Raw genomic sequence first — 22,830 nt, 5'->3', positions numbered from 1 at the left:
ACCGGTCCAACCCCGGCCCTGCGCCCCCTAGAATGAGTGCCTCAACGGACCCCACTCAGCTCAAGGAATGGCCTATGCGTCCCTCGCCTCGTTTCGATCTCCGCCCCTCCTCCCTGTGGCTCGCCCTGCTGGTCACGCCACTGTTCGTCGGTCAGGCGCTGGCCGCCCCCGAGGTGCATCTCTATGTGGATGGCAAACCGGTGGCCGAGGCGCTGACGCTGGACAAGGGCACCATCACCCTGACCCACAAGCTGGACAAGGGCAGCCACCAGATCCGCATCGCCGATGCCGGCAACAGCTGCGGCACCAGCTTCGGGCCGACCGAGGTCAAAGCGCTCCCCTTCGGCACAGCCCAACCCATGGACAAGTGCAGCAAGGGGGCAAGCTTCAACCTGAGGGTGATGCTGGCGGGGGACTACGAGTTCACCTTCAACCCGGACACCCCCAGCCTCAAGGTGCTGCGGGCGACCAAAAAGAGCGAGTTCAAACGCCAGCCCCCGACAGAGCCCTGTATCGCCTGGGATGGTGGCCCGGTGACTGTGTCGCTGAAAGGAGTCTGGCCCGACGGCACCCGGCTGCGGGATGCCTACTCCAGACAGGAGGCCGTGGTCACCCAGGGCAAGCTGACCCTGACCCCGAGCAAGGAGAGCGGCGGCCTGCTGCTGCTCGAACCGGTCAAGGCGGCCAAGGCGGCCCCCTTCAGCTGGGATCAGGCGAGCGTCTATTTCCTCCTGACCGACCGCTTCCACAACGGCGATCCCGCCAACGATCACAGCTTCGGCCGCCAGAAGGATGGTCAGGACGAGGTCGCCACCTGGCATGGCGGCGACTTCAAGGGGCTGACCGAGAAGCTCGACTACATCAAGAGCCTCGGCATGAATGCCATCTGGATCACTCCCATGGTGGAGCAGGTGCACGGCTTCATCGGCGGCGGCGAGCAGGGCAACTTCCCCTTCTACGCCTACCACGGCTACTGGGCGCTCGACTTCACCAAGATAGATCCCAACTACGGCGACGAGGAGAGCCTGAAGACCCTGGTGGACGAGGCCCACAAGCGCGGCATGCGGATCATCCTGGACGTGGTGATGAACCACGCAGGTTACGCCACCCTGGCGGATCTGCAGGATCTGGGGCTCACCGACCTCACCCAGAACAGCGGCAAGTTGCCGACCACCTGGAACCAGTGGCGCCCGAGCGGTGGCCTCAACTGGCATGGCTACAACCAGTTTATCGACTACCAATCGAGCGAGTGGAGCAAATGGTGGGGCCCTGACTGGGTGCGCGCCGGCCTGCCCGGCTACCCGCAACCCGGCACCGACGACGTCACCGGCTCGGTGGCGGGGCTGCCGGACTTCCTGACCGAGTCCACCAAGCCGGTGGGGCTGCCACCCCTGCTCACCGCCAAGCAGGATACCCGGGCCAAGGCGCTCCCCAACGCAAGCGTCAGCGATTACCTCATCGCCTGGCACACCGACTGGGTACGCCGCTTCGGCATCGACGGCTTCCGGGCCGACACCGTCAAGCACCTGGAGCCCGCGGTCTGGGCCAGGCTCAAGCAGGCGGGCACTACGGCGCTCAAGGAGTGGAAGGCCGCCAACCCGGACAAGGCGCTCGACGATCTGCCCTTCTACATGGTGGGCGAGGTGTGGGATCACGGGGTCGCCAAGGATTTCTGGTACCAGAACGGCTTCGATTCCCTGATCAACTTCGACTATCAGCGGGAGTTCGCCCTGCCCCAGGCCCAGTGCATGGCCGGTGCCGAGCCGACCTATGCCAGCTACGCCAGCCGCATCAACCAGGATCCCGAGTTCAACGTGCTGAGCTACATCAGCTCCCACGACACCAAGCTGTTCTTCGGCGACTATCAGGACGTGCCGCTGCAACGCAGAGTCGCCAACAGCTTCATGCTGCTGCCGGGGGGCATACAGCTCTACTACGGGGACGAGTCTGGCCGGGGTCTGGCCAAGGATGGCGGGGTGTTCGATCAGAGCGTGCGATCCGACATGAACTGGCAGGATCTGGGGAGCGGCGAGAAGGCCGAGCTGGTCAAGCACTGGCAAAGGCTAGGCCAGTTCCGCGCCGCCCATCCGGCGGTGGCGGCAGGCAGCCACAAGAAGCTGTCCGATGTTCCCTACAGCTTCGTGCGGGAGAAGGGGGAGGACAAGGTGGTAGTGGTGTTCGCCGGTCGGCAGCCGTAACAGGTCCCGCACCAGACAAACGAGAGGGGAGCCAGTGGCTCCCCTCTCTCATTGCACAGGCCCCTTCACCTCATGCCGGCTGCCGGGCGATAGCCGGCCACTGCAGCCGCGCCTTGACCAGGGTCTCCTGCCACAGGGGCCAGGCCAGCAAGGCTTGCTGATAGGCCCCCGCCTGACCGGGCAAGCCTATGCCGTAGCTCGCCAGCCGATAGGCCATCACGGCATAGAAGGCATCGAGGATCCCCGCCTCCTCAAAGTAGAAGGGCCCCCTCGCCTGGGACCAGAGCGTCTGCAGCCGGGCCAGCTCCCCCAGGGTCTCCACCGGGGGCTCGCTCTGGGTCGGCGCGCCGAGGAAGAAGGGCAGGCGACTGCGGATCTGGCCAAAACCCGAGTGCAGCTCGGCGCAGAGGCTGCGGGCCAATGCCCGCTCGGCCCTATCCACCGGATAGAGGTGGCGCGCCGGGCACAGCTCGTGAAGATACTCGGCGATGGCGAGGGAGTCGTGGATCCGCAGCTCGCCGTCATCCAGCCAGGGCACCAGCCCGGCCGGCGCAGTGCGCTTGAGCCGCGCCAACGCCTTGGCATCCTCCAGATCGAACACCTGCTCCTGCCACTCCAGCCCGCTCATGGCGAGCACCAGCGACGCCCGCATCGCCCAGGTGGAACCTGTGCCTACCGTCAATACCAAGGATCCCATTTATTGCCTCCTGCGTTGGGGTTGTTCGTGACCCGGCATCGGCCCCGCGGGCACGACATCTCATGGTCGCCTCACATTTGCACACCTGCGAGTTTGACCCCCTTGGGGAGCAGTGCTAGTTTGATTTTTCAAAACAATCAGTTAGCAAAAATGTGAGCAATGGACAGCCAATTTACCATCGTCATCGCAGATGACCACCCCCTGTTTCGGGGCGCCCTCTATCAAGCGGTGCACATGGCCATCGACGAGGCCAGGCTGCTGGAGGCCGACTCCATCGACAGCCTGACCCACCTGCTCGCGGAGCACCCCGAAGTCGATCTGCTGCTGCTCGATCTCAAGATGCCGGGGGCCAACGGCTTCGAGGGACTGGCCTATCTGCGCGGCCAGTACCCGGACCTGCCCATCGTCGTGGTCTCCGCTTCGGAAGATGCCGCCATCATCCAGCAGGTGCTGCGCCTCGGGGCCCTGGGCTTCATTCCCAAGTCGGTTCCCATGAAGGAGCTGGTCAGCGCCCTCAATACGGTGATCGGGGGAGATAACTGGGTGCCGGAAGGGATCTCCCTTCACCCCGAGTCCGAGGATGGTCCCGACTTTGCCAGCAAGCTGGCCAGCCTCACCCCCCAGCAGTACAAGGTGCTGATCATGTTGCGGGACGGCAGTCTCAACAAGCAGATCGCCTGGGAGCTCAACGTCTCAGAGGCCACCATCAAGGCACACATCACCGCCATCTTCCGCAAACTCGGCGTCAAGAACCGCACCCAGGCGGTCATCGCCCTGCAGCAGATGGACATCAAGGACAACTGAGATTCTTGTCACCCTCAGGGCCCATATCACTTCCACCTTCCGCAAACTCGGCGTCAAACACCGCACCCAGGCGGTCATCGCTCTGCTGCAGATGGACATCAAGGACAACTGAGATTCTTGCCACCCTCAGGCCCATATCACTCCCACCTTCCGCAAGCTCGGCGTCAAGAATCGCACCCAGGCGGTCATCGCCCTGCAGCAGATGGACATCAAGGACAACTGAGCCGTAGCCACAAACCCATCGCACGTTCGACGCCGAGGGCAACTGAGTCAGCGCCTTCTCTCCAGCACAATGGCGGTTTGTGGCTCGACAATTAGCACGATCGTACTTTATGCTGCAAGACCTAGAGAGGAGAGTGCGATGAGCAAGGGCCGCCTGACCCGCGACAACATTTTGCAGACTGCGTTCGAGCAGGCGAGCCAGCAGGGGCTCGAGAGCCTGACCATAGGCTCGCTGGCAAGTGCGTGCGAGATGTCCAAGAGCGGCCTGTTCGCCCATTTCCAGTCTCGCGACAACCTGCAGATCGCCGTGCTCACCTACTCCGCCGAGGTGTTCCGGGAGCGGGTGATCCAGCCGGTGCGTCAGCAACAGCACGGCACCCAGCAGGAGAAACTGCTGGCCCTGCTGCGGGCCTGGCTGGCCTGGAACCAGAGCTTTGCCGGACGCTGCATGTTCCTCGACGCCTGGACCTCGGCCCAGGAGGGGGAGGTGCAGCAGGCGGCCCGCCAGCTGGTGCGCTTCTGGCTCGACTACCTGGCTCGCCAGGTGGTGCAGGGCCAGGAGAAGGGAGAGTGGCGCGGAGACCTGGATCCCTGGCGCGCCGTCTACCGGCTCTATGGCCTCTATCTGGGAGATCAGGTGTTCAACGCGCTGGACTTGTGTCAGGATCCGGGCCGCCACTTCTGGCCCGAGGTGGAAGATCTGCTGGCCAGCTGGCGCTGAGGTTTCGGCTCTTCTTTTTAAAAACAGACAAAAAAGCACGACCGTTCGCACATAAAAACCACAGGATGACCATGAGCAGCAAGATCTATTTCAACACCCGCCGCGTCAGCCCGAGCAAGTTGCTGCTGGGGCTTGGCACCCGTCTGCACCACGCGCTGGCCCCGGCCCACGCCAAACGCACCGCCAGCAAGTTGCTGCTCACCCCGCAGCGCCCCACCCGTGAGGTCGCCGCCCCCGCCGGGCTGGTGCAGCAGGCCATCCACACCGGTGAGGGCACCCTGATGAGCTATCGCCTCGGCCAGGGACCGGTCTGGCTACTGATGCACGGCTGGTCCGGCAGTGCCAGCCAGTTCTATCCGCTGATGAGCCATATCGCCGCCCAGGGCTTCACGGCGCTGGCCTATGATCACCCCGCCCACGGCCAGAGCGAGGGCAGCACGGGTCACCTGCCCCGCTTCGTGCGTGCCTTCGACGAGATCCTCGCCCGCGTCGGCCCGGTTCAGGGGGTCATCACCCACAGCATGGGGGGCGCCGTCACCCTCAGCAGCCGCCACCCCGCCCTAGACGCGCTGCCGCTGCTGCTCATCTCCCCCGTGCTCGACTACGTGCCCCAGCTCTATGGCATGGTGGCCCGCTCCGGCTACTCCATCCGGCTGTTCGATGCAGTGGTCAAGGAGATCGAGCACGAATACCAGCATCCCTTGAGCACTGTGGATCCCCTCGGCCGGCTCGCCAATCGCGCCGGCCATGCCCTCATCGTCCACGACGAGGAGGACAGGTTTGCCCCCCATAAAGACTCGTTGCGGGCGGCAGAGGACGGCCGTACCCGGCTGGTGAGTACCCGGGGGCTCGGCCATGGCCGCATCCTGGCAAGCCCCCCCGTTTTCGCCGCCTTCGATCAGCTGACCCAGTCCCGGGGCACGGCCTGATCCCGCCGCACCGGTCGCCTCAAAAAATGATGAGGCGGCCCATTTTTATCCGGGATACAACGTCTTATAGTTAAATTGCGCGGTGGCAACCCGCCCTTGCAATCACAATAAGGCGCACCATCATGGCCAGACCCAATACAGCTCTTCTGCTCACCGGTGGTGGTGCTCGCGCCGCCTATCAGGTCGGCGTACTCAAGGCAGTGGCCGAGCTCTATCCCCGCAACCTCGGCATCCCCTTCCCCATTTTGTGCGGCACCTCGGCGGGGGCCCTCAACATCACGGCACTGGCGTGCTACGCCTCCTGTTTTCACCTGGGGGTGCGCAAGCTGGAGTGGGTCTGGCGCCGTTTCGAGACCCATCACATCTTCGACTTCCGCCCCTGCCAGCTGCTGTGGCGCACCCTGTATCAGGGCTCGGCCGGTCTCATCAGCCCCCAGAGCAACCGCGCCTTCCACCTGTTCGACAACGCCCCCCTGCGCCGCCTGCTGGATCAGCTCATCGACTATCACCGCATCGATGACAACATCCTCTACGGCAGTCTGGAGGCCATCGCCATCACCGCCTCCGACTATGACGACGGCCTCTCCACCACCTTCTTCCAGGGGCGGGCCGAGCATCTGCCCTGGGAGCGGGCCAGGCGGCGCGGCCTGCGCACCCTGCTTACCTCGGATCACCTGATGGCCTCGGCGGCCCTGCCCTTCGTCTTTCCGGCCACCCGCATCGGCGAACGCTTCTACGGTGACGGCTCCATCCACCAGCTGAGCCCCTTGAGCCCCGCCATTCACCTGGGGGCGGAGCGGATCCTGCTGGTGACCCTCGACTCCCCCCATCAGGGGAGCGCGGCCCCCCGTCAGGATCACCTGACCAGCTCCAACATCGCCAGCCACCTGCTCAACACCGTCTTCTCCGACACCCTCAATTCGGATCTGGAGCGGCTGGGGCGCATCAACCAGACCCTGTCGCTGATCCCGGCGCGGGAACGTAACCGCCTGAAGCTGCGTCAGGTGGAGACCTGCGTCATCAGGCCGAGCCAGGATCTGGATCTTATCGCCCTCGACTACCTGCCCAAGCTGCCGACCCAGTTGCGCCGCCTGCTCCGGGTGCTGGGGGTGAACGGCCAGGAGAGCAGCAGCCTGGCCAGCTTCCTGATGTTTCACCCGGGTTACTGTCAGCAGCTGATAAGGCTGGGGTATCAGGACGCGCTGGATCAGCGCCAGCGCATCGAGTCCTTCCTCGACATCGAAGAGCGGATCCGCGAGGAGGCCTGAACAGGCTTGCTTCCACCAGGGGAGCCGCCACCCGGCCAAGGCCCCTGAGCGTGTTGAGAGCACAGCCTAGTGCCCCTCCAGCAGGCGCTGCTCCGCCTGCTCCATCGCCACGGCCGTCCCAAAGAGTACCAGCCGATCCCCCGCCACCAGCCTCAGGTCGGCCTTAGGCTCCAGGCTGCGCTCCCCGCGATGCACCGCCTTGATGCGCACCTCCCCAAGGGGCAGTTCCCGCACCCGGCGCCCCACAGCCCAGGCCTGATCGTGCAGCAGCACGGGGTGCAGCCGCTCCAGCAACTGATCCGTCTCCAGGTTGCCCGCACTCTGATCCCCCCAGTAGAAGCCGTGGAGGAAGCGGTACTGACTGCTGCGCTCGTGCTCCATACGCCGGATCACCCGACCTATGGGGATGTCGCAGTTGACCAGCAGGTGGGAAACCAGCATCAGGGCCCCCTCCTGGGATTCGGGGATCACCTCGAATGCCCCGGCCTGCTTGTAGTGCTCGAGGAAGCTGTCGTCCCGGGTTCGCACCAGCACCTTGAGATCCCCCGCCAGTGCCCGGATCTGCATCAGCATGGCATCGACCCGCTTGCGATCGTCGAAGGTGATGATCACCAGGCGGGCCCGCATCAGACCGGCCGCCAGCAGGATGTCGCGCCGGCTGGCATCGCCGAACGCCACCTGCTCCCCCGCCAGCTTGGCCTCGCTCACCCGCTCGGGATCGAGATCCAGCGCGAGAAAGGGGATCTCCTCAAGCTTGAGAAAGCGGGCGCAGGTCTGCCCGGTGCGCCCGAAGCCGGCGATGATGACATGCTGGTGCTTGCTGAGCCCCGACTGGGCGACCCCGGCGCGGGACAGCAGGGTCGCATCGGTAAGGGAGTGGGCCAGCCCCAGGGCCCGCTGCACCAGCCAGGGGGTGAGAGAAATGGTGATGACGCCGACGCCGATGAGCAGGGAGACCATCTCGTGGCCGAGCAGGCCATGGTGGCTCGCCAGCGCCAGCAGCACGAAGCCGAACTCGCCGACCTGGCTCAGCATGATGCCGGCGGCCATGGCATCACGCTTGCGCTCCCCCATCAGCCGGCCCGCCAGCAACACCAGCAGCGACTTGCACAGGATGAGCCCGAGCACGCAGAGCAGCACCTGCCACCAGGCGTTCGCCACCAGCGCCCACTCCATGGTCATGCCGATGGTGATGAAGAAGAGCCCCAGCAGCACATCCCGAAACGGCTTGATGTCCACCTCCAGCTGATGGCGATAGTGGGACTCCCCCAGCATCATGCCGGCCAGGAAGGCCCCGAGTGCCATGGAGAGCCCCATCCACTGGGTCAGCGACGCCGCCAGCAGGGCCACCAGCAGGGTGCTGAGCACGAACAGCTCGTCGGAGCGCGCCCGCGCCACCTCGTGAAACACCATGGGCAGCAGCCACTTTCCCACCGCGAGCAGGACGATCAGGGCGAACAGCCCCTTGAGGGAGGCCCAGGCCACCTCCGCCAGCAGGGCGCTGCCCTGCACCTCGGGGCTGGCCAGTATGGGGATCATCACCAGCAGCGGCACCACCGCCAGATCCTGAAACAGCAAGACGCTCACCCCGAGCTGGGCACGTCGGGTATGGAGTTGCTGCAACTCCCCGAGCTGCTTGATCACCACGGCGGTGGAGGAGAGCGCCAGGGTGCCGGACACCACCAGCGCCTGGGAGAGACTCAACCCCCACCACCAGCCGAGCCAGAAGAACAGCAATGAGGTGAGCAGCACCTGCAGGCCGCCGACCCCCAGCACCAGCTTGCGCATGGCGAGCAGGCGCGGCAGCGAGAATTCGAGACCCAGGGAGAACATCAGGAAGACGATGCCAAGCTCCCCTATGGTCTGCATCATGGCCTGCCCGGTGACGATGGCCGCCCCATGGGGGCCGAGCAGCATGCCGACGAACAGATAGGCGAGGATCACCGGCTGGCCCAGGCGTCGGAAGATGGCCACCAGCAGAACGGCGGAGAGCAGCAGGATCAACACATCGGCGTACACACATCCCTCCCTTTTATCTGTCCCCATGGCCCTAAGAAGCGGCGCCTCAGGCCCCTGGCACCCTCCGGCCCTCGTCGCTGCGGGGCTGGATCCAGCCCTTGCCGCGGGCGCGCGGCCAGCGGCGCACGGGGTTGTTTGCCCTCCTATTTCATGTTGCTAAGCCTAGCCAGCCCCTTTGTTTTCCATCGAACATATTTTGGGCACGGGGATTGCAAGAACCCGCCCAATGAGTGGAGAGGTGTAAGGCTGCAACGTGGAAAACACATCGTCTTTGAACGGCTTCGGACATGGCATAGAGCAGTGGGTACAGCAGATGGAGCGGCTCACGCCGCTGACCGGGCAGGATACTTATCAGCAGCTTCAGGAGCTGCTGAGACAACGGGATCTTGACGCCCTGCTGGCAATCTTTGCCGAGCGGGTGGCAAAGATTGTCCGGATCCACACGCTCCACCTCGACTGCGGTCAGCCCCACAGCCTCATCGCCCACGCCCCCCAGGCCAGGCAGGTGCTGCATAGCTACCGCTTCGAGCTGCGCGGCCAGCACGAGCAGTTGCTCGGACAGCTGCAATACGAGCTGGAGCAGCCCCTGAGCGACGGCCAGCGGCGGCAGCTGGGGCAATATCACCAGCTCTTCTGCCTGCCCCTGCCGCTCTATCTGCGGCTGAGCCGGCTGGAGCAGCAGGTGCGGCTCGATCACCTGACCGGGCTTGGCAACCGCTCCTATTTCGACGAGGCCATTGGCCGGGCGGTGGAGCAACACTGCCGGGAGCCCCACGGTCTGGTGCTGGTGCTGCTGGATCTCGACCGCTTCAAACAGGTCAATGACACCTGGGGTCATCCGGTGGGGGATCTGGTGTTGAGCCGCTTCGCCCAACTGCTGCAGGGCTGCATTCGCGGCACGGATCAGGCGTTTCGCCTCGGCGGCGACGAGTTCGCCCTGCTGCTGCAACCCGCCGATCCCGAGGCCTGGCGCCCGGTCTGGCTGCGGCTGCAACATGTGCTGCACAGCCACAAGGAGCTCAGCGCCTTCTCGGTGGGCTGCAGCCTGGGGGCCGCCAGCTGGCACTCGGGCATGGACGTGCAGCGCCTCTATGCCACGGCGGATGCCCACCTCTACGCCCGCAAGAAGGCCGGCGTGACAGGGCCGTCCGAATAGGGCGGCCTGGCAGTCCCTCGGTGGCGTTCAGTCAAGTTCCGGGGTGACGGCTCGCCGCCAGTCTCCCTTGATGCCCCCTTCGGGCGCCAGAAATCCGTCGCAGACGAAGAGTCCGGCCACCAGAGCCACCTGCTCCCCGTAATAGAGGATGGGAATACGCCCCCGTTGCCAGGAGGGCACCCCGTACTCTTGCAGCAACTTCTTCAGGCGCCGGCTGCCAACCCGCCCCACCGGCTTGAGCATGACGCCGGACGCCACCTGAAAACGCACCGACAGGGGCTCGTCCTCCCGTGGCGGGCGCAGCCCTTCCCCCCCATCCGATGACAGCAGCCTGAAGGCCCCCAGTCCGTCCGGCAGGCAGAGCGTCTCCCCCACCCGGATGGGCAACACCTCCTCACGGGGGGCAAGGCCGGGCGGCACCAGGTGGAGTCGCCCCTGAAAGCGGCGACACTCCAGCCCCTGCAGGCTCAGCCTGGGGTTGGCGTCTTCCCGCGCCAGCGCCACCTCCTGCCAGAGCAGCCCCAGCAGCTCCCTGGACGGCATCTCTCCCCCCTGGCGACGGATCCAGTGGCGCAGCAGGTTGTTGCGCCGCACCGGGGAGAGCGGCTGCAGCGCCTCGATGCGCAGCGCCTCCCCCTCCCCGGCCTGTTGCCAGTCCGCCTCCGCCAGCTCGCTGATCAGCGCCTCCTGCTCGGCGCACAGGGCCATGCTGCGCGCCGCCGTCTGGGCCATGGCGGGCCAGCGCGCCTTGAGCTGGGGAATGAGCTGCTGGCGCAGGAAGTTGCGATCGTAGCTCACGTCCTGGTTGCTCTCATCCTCCACCCAGCCATAGGGCAGGGTCTCCGCCAGCGCCGCCAGCTCGGCCCGGCTGACCTCGAGCAGCGGGCGCAGCAAGCGGCCGCTGGCAAAGGGCTGGTTCGGTACCATGCCCGCCAGCCCCCGCAATCCGGCGCCCCGCTTGAGCGCCAGCAGCAGGGTCTCCAGCTGATCGTCCTGATGATGGGCGGTGAGCAGCCACTCCCCCTCCCCCAGGCTGGCGGCCAGGCGCTGGTAGCGGGCCTCCCGCGCCTGGGCCTCCAGGCTGTCGCCGTTGCCACGCACCAGCTGCACCCGCTCGACCATGAGGGGCACAGCCAGTTGCTGGCACACCCCTTCACAATGGGCCACCCAGTCGTCGGCATGAGGGCTCAGGCCGTGGTGGACGTGCAGGGCACGCAGGGCAAGGCCCTGCTCCTGGGCAAAACGTGCCGCCAGCACCAGCAGCACAGTGGAGTCGAGCCCGCCACTGAAGGCTACCAGCAGGCCCCGGGAACCTTCTGGCGCGGGCAGAGTCTGACAAAAACGAGAATAAACACGAGAAATCATAGGCTTCCCCTATACGACCAGGCCGATCTTAGCAGAGTCGGGCTTATCAAGCGCTAACCCGACTGCTAGAGTGAGTCTCCTCCCGACCTGGGCCGGGACGCTGAGTAACCCGAATTGGAATAAGACAATGAACAATAAGAAAAGCATACTGGCCGCCCTCATCGGGCTGGCCTTGCTGGCCGGTTGCAGTCAGGGGCCGGACCAGGCAGACAAGCACTCCGGCCTCGCGCTGGCCAACATGGACACCCGGGTCAAGCCCGGTGACGACTTCTTCCGCTACGTGAACGGCCACTGGCTGGCCACCGCCAAGATCCCGGATGACAGGCCCGCCGACGGCGCCTTCTACCTGCTGCGGGACAAGTCTCTGGCAGACGTGCGGGTGCTGGTGGAAGGGCTGGACGGCAAGGCCGCCACCGGCACCCCGGCCCAGCAGATCCACGACCTCTACCGAAGCTATCTGGATCAGCAGACCCGCAACGCCAGGGGCACCACGCCCCTGCTGCCCCTACTCGGCGACATAGATCAGATCCATGACAAGCAGGGTCTGGCCCAGGCCTTCGCCCGCGCCGGCAAGCTGGGGGGCAGCGCCCCCTTCGGCTTCTGGATAGATGCCGATGCCAAGGCGCCGGACAGCTATGCGGTCTACCTCTATCAATCCGGGCTCGGCCTGCCGGACAGGGACTACTACCTCAAGCAGGATGCCGCCAGCCAGGCGCTGCGGCAGAAATACGAACAGCACATCGCCGGCATGCTGAGCCGCTTCGGCGAGGCAGATGCGGGGGCCAAGGCCAAGCGCATCCTGGCTCTCGAGACCCGGCTCGCCCAGATCCAGTGGGACAACGTCGCCCTGCGGGATCGGCAGAAGAACTACAACAAGGCCCCCATCGGCGAGCTCACGCGCCTCGCCTCCAGCATCGACTGGAACAGCTATCTGGATCAGGCCGGCCTGAGCGGCCAGCAGAGCCTCATCATAGGTCAGCCGAGCTACCTGACGGCCCTGGACGAGGTGATGAAGCAGACCTCCATGGGCGACTGGCAGGCCTACCTCAAGTGGCAGCTCATCACCGATTTCGCCCCCTACCTCGACAGCCAGACCGATGCCCAGAACTTCGCCTTCTTCGGCACCACCTTGAGCGGTACGCCCAAGCAGCGCGCCCCCTGGGAGCGTGCCCTTGGCGTACTGGACAACAACCTGGGGGAGGCGGTGGGCAAGCTCTATGTGGAGCGCTACTTCCCGCCAGAGGCCAAGGCACGCATGGAGCAGCTGGTGGAGAACCTGCGCACCGCCTACGGCCAGAGCATCCAGGAGCTGGACTGGATGTCGCCAGCCACCAAGACCCAGGCCCTGGCCAAGCTCGCCAAGTTCAGGCCCAAGATAGGCTATCCGGACAAGTGGAAGGACTACAGCGCCATCGAGATCCGCGCCGATGACCTGGTGGGCAACCTGCAGCGCGCCCGCGCCTTCGAATATGCCGACAGCCTGGCCCGCCTCGGCAAGCCGGTGGACAGGGACGAGTGGCACATGTCGCCCCAGACGGTAAACGCCTACTACAACGCGAGCAACAACGAGATCGTCTTCCCGGCCGCCATACTGCAACCCCCCTTCTTCGACATGAGCGCGGACGACGCTGTGAACTACGGCGCCATCGGCGGGGTAATAGGCCACGAGATGGGCCACGGTTTCGACGATCAGGGGGCCAGATCCGACGGTGACGGCGTGATGCGCGACTGGTGGACGCCCCAGGATCTCAAGGAGTTCCGCTTCCGAACCAGCCGGCTGGTGGCCCAGTACAACCGCTTCGAGCCTATCAAGGGGCAGTACGTCAACGGCCAGTTCACCCTGGGGGAGAACATAGGCGATCTCGGTGGCCTCACCATAGCCCACAAGGCTTATCTGCTGTCGCTGGATGGCAAGGAAGCCCCTGTGCTGGACGGCTTCACCGGCGAGCAGCGCTTCTTCCTCGGCTGGGCCCAGGTATGGAAGGGCATGTATCGTCCCGAGCTGATGCAGATGCTGCTCGCCTCGGATCCCCACTCCCCCCCCGAGTACAGGGTCAATGGCGTGGTGCCGAACATCCCCGCCTTCTACGAGGCGTTCAACATACAGCCGGGTGACAAGCTCTATCTGGACCCGGCCAAACGGGTCAAGATATGGTAAACACGAGGTCGACAGGGGCTGGCCAAGCGCCAGCCCCCGGTCGGCCACAGACAAGGCGGGGGCCAGGCCCCTGCCCACTGACACCGCAACACAAGCAGCAACAAGGGTCACATCCATGAAAGCCTTACTCATTACTCTCGGCCTGCTCAGCCTGCCCCTGACCACCCAGGCGGCGGAGGGATTCTTCCAGCAGCTGACGCTGCCCACGGGCCAGGTGCTCACAGTCAGCGAGGGGCGCGGCGAGCCCGCCTCCACCGGCAGCTACGACGTGCGCCTCTACTCAGGCGCCAACCCCGAGTTTCCCCTGGATCAGTTCATCGACGGCAAGGTGATGCCCCGTGATGGCAGCATCAAGGCGCTCAAACTGCTGGATCTCAACGGTGACAAGCAGCCCGAGCTCATCGTCCTGGTCGAAAGCGCCGGCAGCGGCAGCTACCAGAGCGCCGACGCCTTCACCATCAATGCGCAGGAGGGGCTGGAGAGCTTCAACCACGTGGAGGGGCTGGCCCCCAGTGACGATGTGATCCAGGCGCTCAAGACCCCCCGCGACTGATCCCTCTCATCTGATGCACCCGCATACCTGATTCAAGAGCCCCGCCCTGCGGGGCTCTTGTTTTGCCGGAGGCTACGATGAAGACCCCTTTTCACTGCCAGATGCCCCCATAACAGCCCGATATCCCCCCTATTCCCCGATAGACGGCTATTTTTTATACGCCTATACTCGCCTCACCCAGCCATCACTGAACATAAGGAGGTAAAAAATGGTTATCCAAGCGTGTCCGATGTTCTCGGCTCGCCTGTTCGGCACATTCGCCCGCTCTTGCCTGCATACCATCGCGCTGCGATAGCGGGTTCGAGCAAAGCCGACTCCTTCCACACCGAGACCTTTCTCGACCGTTGTCGCCAGCACTCCTGATGACAGGGATTTCCGATCCCGCCATTTAAGAGAGCAAGAGCATGACGACACTGATGAGTACCCACTCCCTGCAGATGACTGCGGGACACCTCCCCTTGTTTGACAACATAAATCTCGGCATCCAGAGCGGCGATCGCCTGGGCCTGATTGGCGCCAATGGCTGCGGCAAGAGCACACTGCTCGCCCTGCTGGCCGGTGAGCTGCAACCCCATGACGGACGGGTGCAGCAGGCCGCCCCCTGCCGCTGCGAGTTCGTGGCCCAGCACCTGCCCCCAAGGCTGCAAGGGCTAGGCACCCGCGCCGTGCTGCAGGATGCCCTGGCGGGTGACCCCGCCGCCGACTGGCAGGTGGACAAGATGCTGACCGAGCTGCAGCTCGAAGAGCAGGCCGAGCTCCCCGTCAGCGCCCTGAGCGGCGGCCAGCACACCCGGTTGCAACTAGGCCGCGCCCTGCTGCGCCAGCCCAACCTGTTGCTGCTGGATGAACCCAGCAACCACCTGGATCTGCCCGCCCTGCTCTGGCTGGAGCAGTTCCTCCTGGGCTGGCGGGGCGCCCTGGTGCTGGTCTCCCACGATGCCCGCCTGCTCGATCGGGTGACCCGCGAGACCCTGATCCTGCGGGATGGACGACTCCATCGCTTCGCCCTGCCCTGCAGTCAGGCCAGGGTGGCGCTGGCCGAGGAGGACGAGCAGGCCCGCCTGCGCCGGGCCGACGAGCAGAAGGAGATTGACCGCCTGAGTGCCAGCAGCAAGCGCCTCGCCATCTGGGGGCGGGAGCATGACAACGAGAAGCTGGTGCGCCAGGCCAAATCCATGGAAAAACGCATCACCCGCCTGCAGGAGGAGCAGAGCCAGGTCGCGGCGCCAGCCCCCTGGCGCCTCGAGCTGCACGGGCAGGCACTGCCCGCCGATGCCCTGCTGCGACTGGAAGCCCTGGAGGTGCGCCCCGCCCCGGGCTTGCCGCCCCTGCTGCGGGCCGAGGATCTCTGGTTGCGGGCCGGCGACAGGGTCGCCCTGCTCGGCGCCAACGGCACCGGCAAGTCCTCCCTGCTGCGCCAGTGCTGGGGCGAGGTGCGTGATCAACAGCCGGGTGAGGGCTGGTATCGCCACCCCGGCGCCAGCATCGCCTACTACGATCAGTCCCTGCAGCAGCTGGACGGCGACGCCACCCTGAGCGACGCCCTCTATCCCCTGGCGCCCTTGCCGGAGGTGACACTGCGCCAGGCCCTGATCCGCGCGGGCTTCCCCTACTCCCGCCATGGCCAGCGGGTGCACGCCTTGAGCGGGGGAGAGCGGGCCAGGCTGCTGTTTCTCGCCCTCTCCCTGGCGAGCCACCATCTGCTCTGGCTCGATGAACCCACCAACCACCTGGATCTGGCGGGCAAGGAGGAGCTGGCCGAGGCCTTGAACGCCTTCCCCGGGGGCGTCTTGCTGGTCTCCCACGACCGGGATCTGATCGAGCGCAGCTGCAACCGCTTCTGGCTGATCAGAGATGGACGCATCCAGGAGGCCCACAGTGCCGAGCGGGCCTATGCCGAGCTGATCGACCACCAGCAGAGAGTGGTGGCTGAGGGGCCATCCGGGCATGACGCCCGCCAGGCTCCTGCCAGCACGGTGGATGACGAAGAGGCGCTGCTGGCCCGCTGGTATGAGCTCGATGCCCTGCTGGCCGCCGATCTCGCCCGCAAGCCCAGGCATCAGACCCCGCGGCTGCAGCAGGAGTGGCGCCATGAGCTGGCAAGGCTTGCCGGCTTGCTCGGGCTTGTCGAATCATGAGCGCACCCATAAACCACCTTGGCCATCCACCCCAGTTTGACTCAACACACGCGGCCAGCCACGACTGGCCGCAAGGAGCCACCATGACATCAACTACACCGCCAGAGATCAGGCTGGATCCCGTCATCTATGCCGACCTGCCGCACATCTATCGTGGCCTGTCGGATCCGCGAGTCATCGCCTGCTACGGCATCAGCTACGACAGCTTGGCAGAATGTCAGGCCCAGATGGAGTGGTACGCCGAGCTGACCCGCACGGGCCGCGGTGCTTGGCACCTCATTCGCAATACGCGCACCAAAGAGCCGCTGGGAGCCATCGGCTACAACGATGCCGACCCGCAGCACAAAGGGGCCGAGATCGGCTACTGGCTCTATCCCGAACACTGGGGCAAGGGGGTGATGATCGCGGCGCTGCGGCTGTGGCTCCCGCTGACTTACCGCACAACAGCGCTGCACCGGCTGCTGGCGGTAGTGGAGGAGCCCAACCTCCCCTCCGCCCGCCTGCTGGAGCGAGCCGGCTTTCGCTACGAAGGCACGGCGCGGGAGTGCGAGTGGAAGGGAGATGGCTTCATCTCCCTTCGCCACTACGCCCTGCTGCGCAGCGACCTGCCAGACCTTTGAGCACCACCACATCTGATAGCCAGTAAAAAGCCCCGCACTGCGGGGCTTCTTTTCGGGTGGCTACTTGATGGCGCAGATGTTCTCCGTGGCCCGGGTGCGGCGACGTCTGCGCCGCCACAGGGAGAAGCAGCCGTAGCCCGCGCTCAGCACCACCGCATAGAGCACCTGGGAGGCGAGCGCCACCAGCACGGCCGCGCAGAGCAAGACGCTCACCCCCGCCAGCCCCTTGCCCATGCCGCCGAGCAGACGCCAGCCCGCCGCCATGCAGAGCAGATAGACCAGCACGAAGTTGCCGTTGGCGTAGCGGATGAGCTCATCGAGCGGCAGCTTGAGCCAGAGGATCAGGGTGATGGAGACCAGGCAGATGGCGAGCACCCAGCACAGGGCATTGAGGGGCGCACCACGGGCCGAGAGGCGGGAGAGGGAGGCGGGCAGCTTGCCCTCCCGCGCCATGCTCCAGATAAGGCGCGCAAACCCTTGCAGATAGATGTTGATGCTGGCAAAGCAGGAGAGGTAGCCGAGCACCGCCACCAACCACTTGGCGGTGGGGCCGAACAGCAGGGAGAGCAGGGCCGGGATGGCGGTGGCATTGGTCGCCTCGTCCCCATAGAGACCGTATTTGAGCACCACCAGGGAGTGCACCCAGTAGATGAGCCCCGCCAGCAAGACGCCGCCGAGCAGGGCCAGGGGATAGTCCCGCTCCGGTCGCTTGAACTCCTCCCCCATGTGGGCGAAAGCTTCCAGCCCCACGAAGCACCAGAACATCACCGCCAGCGCCGTGCCCATGGCGGGCCATTCGGCGGCCGTCGGCAGCGGCTGGGCCCCGTCACGCCAGCTGAGATCCCCCTTGAACCAGATGAGCAGGGTCAGCCCCAATATGGCCAGGGCAATCAGCAGTTGCAGGTTGCCGGAGGAACGCGCCCCCCGCAGGCCGAGCAGGAAGACCCCAAGCAGGGTCAGCAGCTGGATGGCCCACAGGGTCCACTCTCCCATGTCGAACAGGGCGTGCCAGAAACCGGCGGCTATGGTGAGGGCGGCGGGCAGCCCCACCGGCAGCACCGCCAGAAACAGGAAGGCGGAGAAGCGCTCGGCGCCGTTGCCAAAGGCGAGCCCGATGAGGTGCGGCGCCCCGCCCGCATGGGGGTAGCGGCGACCGAGGCGGGCGAAGGTGAAGGCGATGGGCAGTACCAGTACGATGAGCAGCACCCAGGCCCACAGCGACGCGCCCCCCGCCAGCGACGCTGCGGTGGCCGGCACCACGAAGATCCCGGTGCCGAGCAATGAGGTGGCGAGCAGCCCCATCCCCTGCCAGAGCCCGAGATCCTTTTTCAACCCAGACATATCCTTTTGTCCTGTCTAGAAAAAACATCCCGCCATGTTAGGCCGCCGCCACGGCTTTGTTAAGCACTCTGCGCCGCAAATAAAGAAGCCGCCTCTTGGGAGGCGGCTTCTTCATTCAACGGCGTAACCGGAATTATCAGGCAATCAGCTTGTAGATGATGCCGGACATGGCGATCAGGCCAATCAGGGTCACGAAGCCGTTGCTGAGGTTGCCAGCGTATTTGCGCATGGCCGGGATCTTGGCGATGGCGTACATCGGCATCAGGAACAGCAGCATGGCGATGATGGGGCCGCCCAGGTCTTCGATCATGCCGAGGATGCTCGGGTTGATGGTGGCGATGGCCCAGGTGGTCAGGATCATGAAGACAGCGGTCACCTTGTTCAGCTGCTTGATCTCGACCTTCTTGCCCTTCTCGCGCAGCGCCTTGGCCATCAGGCCGTTCATGCCTTCTTGCGCACCCAGGTAGTGACCCAGGAAGGACTTGCTGATGGCAACCAGGGCGATCAGCGGTGCCACGGTGGCGATCACCGGGTTGTCGAAGTGGTTGGCCAGGTAGGACAGGATGGAGATGTTCTGTTCCTTGGCAGCCGCCAGATCAGCCGGGGAGAGGCTAAGTACGCAGCTGAATACGAAGAACATCACAGTCATCACCATCATGACGTGGGCGCCCAGCAGTATGTTGCTGCACTTCTTCTCGGCACCTTCACCGTAACGACCTTTATTGTCCACCGCGAAGGAGGAGATGATCGGGGAGTGGTTGAAGGAGAACACCATGACCGGGATAGCCAGCCACAGGGTCTTGATGAAGTCACCGTTGAAGGCCTCGGACAGCGCAGGCGCTTCGGTCACAATGGCACCGTTCCAGTGCGGGATCAGGTAGAGCGCCAGGCCCATCAGGGTGATCACGAAGGGGAATACCAGCACGCTCATCGCCTTGACGATCACCTGGCCGCCGAGGCGAACGATCGCCATCAGACCCAGGATCAGCACCAGCGACAGAATGGCACGGGGAGGTGCCGTCATGCCCAGCTGGTGAACCATCAGGCTCTCGACGGTATTGGTGATGGCGACCGAGTACATCAGCAGAATGGGGTAGATGGCAAAGAAGTAGAGCAGGGTGATGAACTTGCCTGCGGTCTTGCCGAAGTGCTCTTCCACCACTTCGGTGATGTCGCCATCACGGGTGGAGCCGGACAGCACGAAGCGGGTCAGGCCGCGGTGTGCGAAGAAGGTCAGCGGCAGGGCCAGCACCAGCATGGCCACCAGCGGCCAGAGGCCACCGACGCCGGCATTGATCGGCAGGAAGAGGACACCGGCACCGATGGCGGTACCGTACAGGCCCAGCATCCAGACCAGATCGGCCTTGTTGATGCCACGGGAGGAGGCTTTGCTCAAGCTGCCTTCAACTGCAATATTCATGTCAGACATAGGGATGTTCCTGTCATCAAGGAAGGTGGATTCTTACTAGTCAGTGGGCATGGGCCCGGTTCCTCTCCCTGGAACACCTGCTGTTCGTCCTTTTTTTATTCTCAGGCCCCGGCTATCCGGCCATCACTCCATGTGACAACCAAATTGCAACAAACGAAGGCATGAGATCGTGATGCTGAGGGTGTTGCTCGCGCCATTTAACAAACTGGCAACGGCCACCTCATCCGATGAGCTGACTCTAGTTAAAAGGCCCTATTAATCACAGCGTTTTTTTGAATTAATCAACCAAAGTTTGACTTCAGTCGCCTTTCAAACGAGCAAGATCACATTACAGGCCCCGTGTTGCGAAAATTTTTTAACAAATTAAAAATAGGTGGTGATTTTCAGCCCCCTGGAAATAGCAACAAAACAGTTACAATCCCCGCGACAGCGTGCCGATTGTCTCCCGTGCCCCCTTGGCGTACCCTTGGTTTTCCCCCACTGCCCCTTGCTGAACATGACCATCACCCGCACCGATCTCGCCGAACTGGCGGTATTTGCCGCCGTCGCCCGCCACCGCAGTTTCAGCCGGGCCGCCCTCGAGCTCGGGGTCTCGGCCTCGGCCCTGAGCCACTCCCTCAAGGGGCTGGAGAGTCGTCTGGGGGTCAGGCTGCTCAATCGCAGCACCAGAGCCGTGGTGCCGACCGATGCGGGGGAGCGATTGCTGACGCAGCTGCTGCCGACCCTGGGTCAGCTGGAGGAGGCGCTGGAGGAGTTGACGCGTCATGGGGATGAGCCGGTCGGAAGGCTGAAGATCTGTGCCCCCAGAGCCGCCATCCAGGAGGTGCTGGCCCCGGTGCTTATCGACTATCTGGTGCGCTATCCGCGCATGCAGGTGGAGGTGGTGGAGCAGGAGCTGATGCCCCGTCTCATCGAGGATGGCTATGACGCCGCCCTCTTCTACGGCGATCTGCTGCCCCAGGAGATGATAGCCGTGCCCCTGGGCCCGTTGCAGCGCTATCTGGTGGTGGGCTCCCCCGACTACCTGGCAAGGCGCGGCATCCCCCTGCACCCCTCCGAGCTCAGCCAGCACGACTGCATCGGCTATCGCCTCACCCCTCATCACCACTATCGCTGGGCCTTTGCCGCCGACGGCGAGCTGCTGGAGATAGAGGTGAGCGGGCCGCTGACCACCAGCACTCCCGCCCTCTATCTGGGGGCGGCCGAGGCGGGCCTGGGGCTGGCCTACTGCTATGAGGAGGAGGTGAGCGAGGCCCTGGCGGCGGGTCGGCTGGTGACTGTGCTGGCCGACTGGAGCCCCACCTTTGCCGGCTTCAATCTCTTCTACCCCAGCCGCCACCAGCTGGGCCACGGCCTGCGGGCCCTGATAGACATGTTGAAGGCCCACCATAGCCCGCGAGACTAATGAGCAATATTCATTAATCCATCAAATAAACACCAGATTATCAATGGAAAGCTAAGAATCTACACTGTGGCTTCGATCCCCGACCCGGCTGAAGCACAGATATGTCAGCCTATTTCATTCGCCGTCAGCGGGCCATGACCCGCCGTTTCTGGGGCTATGCCCTCCCCTCCATCATGGCCATGCTGGTCTCCGGCGCCTATTACCTGGTGGATGGCATCTTCGTCGGCCACTATGTGGGGGCCGCCGGTCTCGCCGGGATCAACCTGGTCTACCCGGTCATCATGGTGCTGATCGGCCTCGCCGCCATGGTCGCCATGGGGGCGGCGACCGCCATCTCCCTCCAGCAGGGGGCCAGAAACCTCGCCCTGGCCCGTCAGGCCCTAGTTAATGCATTCTGGCTGCTGGGGCTGCTGGGGATAGTGGCGCCGCTGCTGCTGCACCATTGGCACACCGACATCCTGCTGGCCCTGGGCATAGCACCGGATACCGAGACCTGGCAACAGGCCAGCGACTACCTCGGCTGGATAGGGGGCGGCACCCTGCTGCTGGCCAGCAACCTGGCGGTGCCCTATCTGCTGCGCAACGACGGTCGCCCCCGCCTCGCCATGGTGCTGGTGAGCTGCGGCGCCCTGCTCAACATACTGCTCAACTACATCATGGTCGGCCGCCTGGGGCTGGGGCTGGTGGGCACGGCCCAGGCCACCCTCATCTCGGAAGGGGTGGTCAGCCTGCTTGGCCTTGGCTATTTCTTTAGCTCCCACGCCAGGCTGCGCCTCTCATGGCGCCAGCTGGTGCCCAGCTTCCCGGCCATGCCCAAGCTGTTGTTCACCGGGCTGCCGAGCCTCATTGCCCAGTTCAACCTGGGGCTGCTGCTGCTGCTGCACAACAGCCAGCTGATGGTGCACGGCTCGGTCAAGGATCTGGCGGGCTTCACTGTGGCGGGTTACACAGAGGCGGTGTTCATCGTGATCCTGCAGGGGCTGGCCTTCGGCATCCAGCCGCTGATCAGCCAGGCCACCGGGGCCGGGCGCCTGCGGGATCTCAGATTCCTGATGGCCATGGGGCTCAAGATCACGCTGGTCTATGGCATGGGAGTCTGGCTGCTGATCCAGCTGCTGCCGCGCCAGGTCGCCATGCTCTACACCGGGGATCAGGATGCCGAGCTGCTGGCCGCCGCCGTCAGCAGCCTGACCCTCAACCTCGCCGCCATACCGCTGGAGGGGATCATCATGTTCGGCATAGTGCTGTTGCAATCCATGGCGCGCACCCGTCAGGCCCTGGTCATCTCGGCCGCCAAGACGGCGCTGCTGCTGCCCCTCATCTTCCTGCTGCCGCTCTGGTGGGGCCGCGACGGCGTGCTGCTGGCCCAGCCCGCGACCGTGCTGCTGCTGACACCGCCGCTGTGCTGGCTGTTGTGGCGGGAGTGGCATCGCCTCGCGCAGGCCAGGCCCCTCCACCACCAGCACAGCCCCGTAGAGTCCAGCCGGGCGCTGGCCAGGGGGGAGCGGTTCGCCTCGACCGATCTCGGCTGACGGCTGAGGCGGCGTGGTGAACTGCCCCTCACCTTATGTACGTTAACGAACAGACAGCCCCCTTCCCCTCCCCCATAGTCTCAATGTTGCCAGCCCCCTTCCCCTGCGTTTGTCAGGCCGGGGGCGCGGCGACCCATCGCGGTTGCCGGCCCGGGAGCCCATAGCCCAGGCACTGTGGCAGCCCCCCTTGCCCATGACCAGGACGGGGTTTTCACTTCATCCGGCATGCCGATGACAGCAGCCCCGTCACCCCTTGCCAGCGAGGATTGCCCATG

General features: G+C 64.8%; 17 protein-coding genes and 2 pseudogenes. 14 read left to right on the top strand and 5 right to left on the bottom strand.

Annotated features, from left to right (window positions below):
- Positions 1-74: 74 nt before the first annotated feature.
- Positions 75-2,198: an alpha-amylase gene (locus ACFWHB_RS05535; RefSeq protein WP_106886095.1), complete on the top strand. Its 2,124-nt coding sequence runs from the start codon at positions 75-77 to the stop codon at positions 2,196-2,198.
- A gap of 70 nt (positions 2,199-2,268) precedes the next feature.
- On the opposite strand, the gene ACFWHB_RS05530 is transcribed toward ACFWHB_RS05535, so the two are convergent.
- On the bottom strand, positions 2,269-2,895 hold the full coding sequence (locus tag ACFWHB_RS05530) for a glutathione S-transferase N-terminal domain-containing protein (protein ID WP_395949628.1): 627 nt from the start codon (positions 2,893-2,895) through the stop codon (positions 2,269-2,271).
- A gap of 159 nt (positions 2,896-3,054) precedes the next feature.
- Between ACFWHB_RS05530 and ACFWHB_RS05525 the strand changes: the two genes are divergently transcribed.
- The 6 genes and pseudogenes from ACFWHB_RS05525 to ACFWHB_RS05500 all read left to right on the top strand — a co-directional run bounded on the left by ACFWHB_RS05525 (position 3,055) and on the right by ACFWHB_RS05500 (position 6,839).
- Entirely contained in the window at positions 3,055-3,699 is a 645-nt protein-coding gene (locus ACFWHB_RS05525; protein WP_025327882.1) for a response regulator, read from the top strand.
- Between the two features lie 37 nt (positions 3,700-3,736).
- Positions 3,737-3,811: pseudogene (locus ACFWHB_RS05520) on the top strand (DNA-binding response regulator); the annotation flags it as partial.
- 36 nt (positions 3,812-3,847) lie between these two features.
- A pseudogene (locus tag ACFWHB_RS05515) lies at positions 3,848-3,922 on the top strand (DNA-binding response regulator); the annotation flags it as partial.
- Between the two features lie 138 nt (positions 3,923-4,060).
- Positions 4,061-4,642, top strand: a complete 582-nt coding sequence (locus ACFWHB_RS05510; RefSeq protein ID WP_395949627.1) for a TetR/AcrR family transcriptional regulator — start codon at positions 4,061-4,063, stop codon at positions 4,640-4,642.
- A gap of 71 nt (positions 4,643-4,713) precedes the next feature.
- Complete coding sequence (locus ACFWHB_RS05505; protein WP_234570259.1) at positions 4,714-5,571, top strand: alpha/beta hydrolase; 858 nt, start codon at positions 4,714-4,716, stop codon at positions 5,569-5,571.
- A 122-nt stretch (positions 5,572-5,693) separates the two neighbouring features.
- On the top strand, positions 5,694-6,839 hold the full coding sequence (locus tag ACFWHB_RS05500) for a patatin-like phospholipase family protein (RefSeq protein WP_111909940.1): 1,146 nt from the start codon (positions 5,694-5,696) through the stop codon (positions 6,837-6,839).
- Between the two features lie 66 nt (positions 6,840-6,905).
- Here the strand turns inward: ACFWHB_RS05500 and ACFWHB_RS05495 are convergent, their stop codons facing one another.
- Entirely contained in the window at positions 6,906-8,858 is a 1,953-nt protein-coding gene (locus tag ACFWHB_RS05495; protein WP_163147705.1) for a monovalent cation:proton antiporter family protein, read from the bottom strand.
- A gap of 313 nt (positions 8,859-9,171) precedes the next feature.
- On the opposite strand from ACFWHB_RS05495, the gene ACFWHB_RS05490 reads away from it, so the two are divergent.
- Positions 9,172-10,014, top strand: a complete 843-nt coding sequence (locus ACFWHB_RS05490; RefSeq protein WP_205597033.1) for a GGDEF domain-containing protein — start codon at positions 9,172-9,174, stop codon at positions 10,012-10,014.
- A 27-nt stretch (positions 10,015-10,041) separates the two neighbouring features.
- On the opposite strand, the gene tilS is transcribed toward ACFWHB_RS05490, so the two are convergent.
- The gene (tilS, locus tag ACFWHB_RS05485) at positions 10,042-11,379 is read right to left on the bottom strand and encodes a tRNA lysidine(34) synthetase TilS (RefSeq protein ID WP_395949626.1); all 1,338 of its coding nucleotides are present in this window, start codon (positions 11,377-11,379) and stop codon (positions 10,042-10,044) included.
- Positions 11,380-11,506: 127 nt separating this feature from the next.
- On the opposite strand from tilS, the gene ACFWHB_RS05480 reads away from it, so the two are divergent.
- The 4 genes from ACFWHB_RS05480 to ACFWHB_RS05465 all read left to right on the top strand — a co-directional run bounded on the left by ACFWHB_RS05480 (position 11,507) and on the right by ACFWHB_RS05465 (position 16,848).
- Complete coding sequence (locus ACFWHB_RS05480) at positions 11,507-13,537, top strand: M13 family metallopeptidase (RefSeq protein ID WP_395949625.1); 2,031 nt, start codon at positions 11,507-11,509, stop codon at positions 13,535-13,537.
- Between the two features lie 115 nt (positions 13,538-13,652).
- Positions 13,653-14,090 (top strand): PliI family lysozyme inhibitor of I-type lysozyme, encoded by a 438-nt coding sequence (locus ACFWHB_RS05475; RefSeq protein WP_106886086.1) that lies wholly within the window; start codon positions 13,653-13,655, stop codon positions 14,088-14,090.
- Positions 14,091-14,494: 404 nt separating this feature from the next.
- A complete protein-coding gene (locus ACFWHB_RS05470) occupies positions 14,495-16,228 on the top strand; it encodes an ABC-F family ATP-binding cassette domain-containing protein (RefSeq protein ID WP_395949624.1) in 1,734 nt (577 codons plus the stop codon).
- 83 nt (positions 16,229-16,311) lie between these two features.
- Positions 16,312-16,848 carry a GNAT family N-acetyltransferase gene (locus ACFWHB_RS05465; RefSeq protein WP_303809154.1) on the top strand — a complete coding sequence of 179 codons (537 nt, stop codon included), beginning with the start codon at positions 16,312-16,314 and terminating at the stop codon, positions 16,846-16,848.
- Between the two features lie 60 nt (positions 16,849-16,908).
- Here the strand turns inward: ACFWHB_RS05465 and yjeH are convergent, their stop codons facing one another.
- Together yjeH and ACFWHB_RS05455 are read right to left on the bottom strand one after the other, a co-directional pair.
- Positions 16,909-18,189, bottom strand: a complete 1,281-nt coding sequence (yjeH, locus tag ACFWHB_RS05460; RefSeq protein WP_303809152.1) for an L-methionine/branched-chain amino acid transporter — start codon at positions 18,187-18,189, stop codon at positions 16,909-16,911.
- Between the two features lie 136 nt (positions 18,190-18,325).
- Positions 18,326-19,618: an HAAAP family serine/threonine permease gene (locus tag ACFWHB_RS05455; RefSeq protein WP_162520220.1), complete on the bottom strand. Its 1,293-nt coding sequence runs from the start codon at positions 19,616-19,618 to the stop codon at positions 18,326-18,328.
- A gap of 496 nt (positions 19,619-20,114) precedes the next feature.
- On the opposite strand from ACFWHB_RS05455, the gene ACFWHB_RS05450 reads away from it, so the two are divergent.
- Positions 20,115-21,023, top strand: coding sequence for a LysR family transcriptional regulator (locus tag ACFWHB_RS05450; RefSeq protein WP_106887882.1), 909 nt, complete (start codon positions 20,115-20,117; stop codon positions 21,021-21,023).
- Between the two features lie 101 nt (positions 21,024-21,124).
- Positions 21,125-22,555 carry an MATE family efflux transporter gene (locus ACFWHB_RS05445; protein ID WP_395949623.1) on the top strand — a complete coding sequence of 477 codons (1,431 nt, stop codon included), beginning with the start codon at positions 21,125-21,127 and terminating at the stop codon, positions 22,553-22,555.
- The last annotated feature ends 275 nt before the right edge of the window (positions 22,556-22,830 follow it).

The sequence above is a fragment of the Aeromonas mytilicola subsp. aquatica genome (assembly GCF_044336385.1).
In the GTDB taxonomy this organism is placed as follows: domain Bacteria; phylum Pseudomonadota; class Gammaproteobacteria; order Enterobacterales; family Aeromonadaceae; genus Aeromonas; species Aeromonas rivipollensis.
The sequence above is the reverse complement of the archived record's forward strand: the minus strand, read 5'-3'. Positions and strand labels throughout refer to the sequence as shown.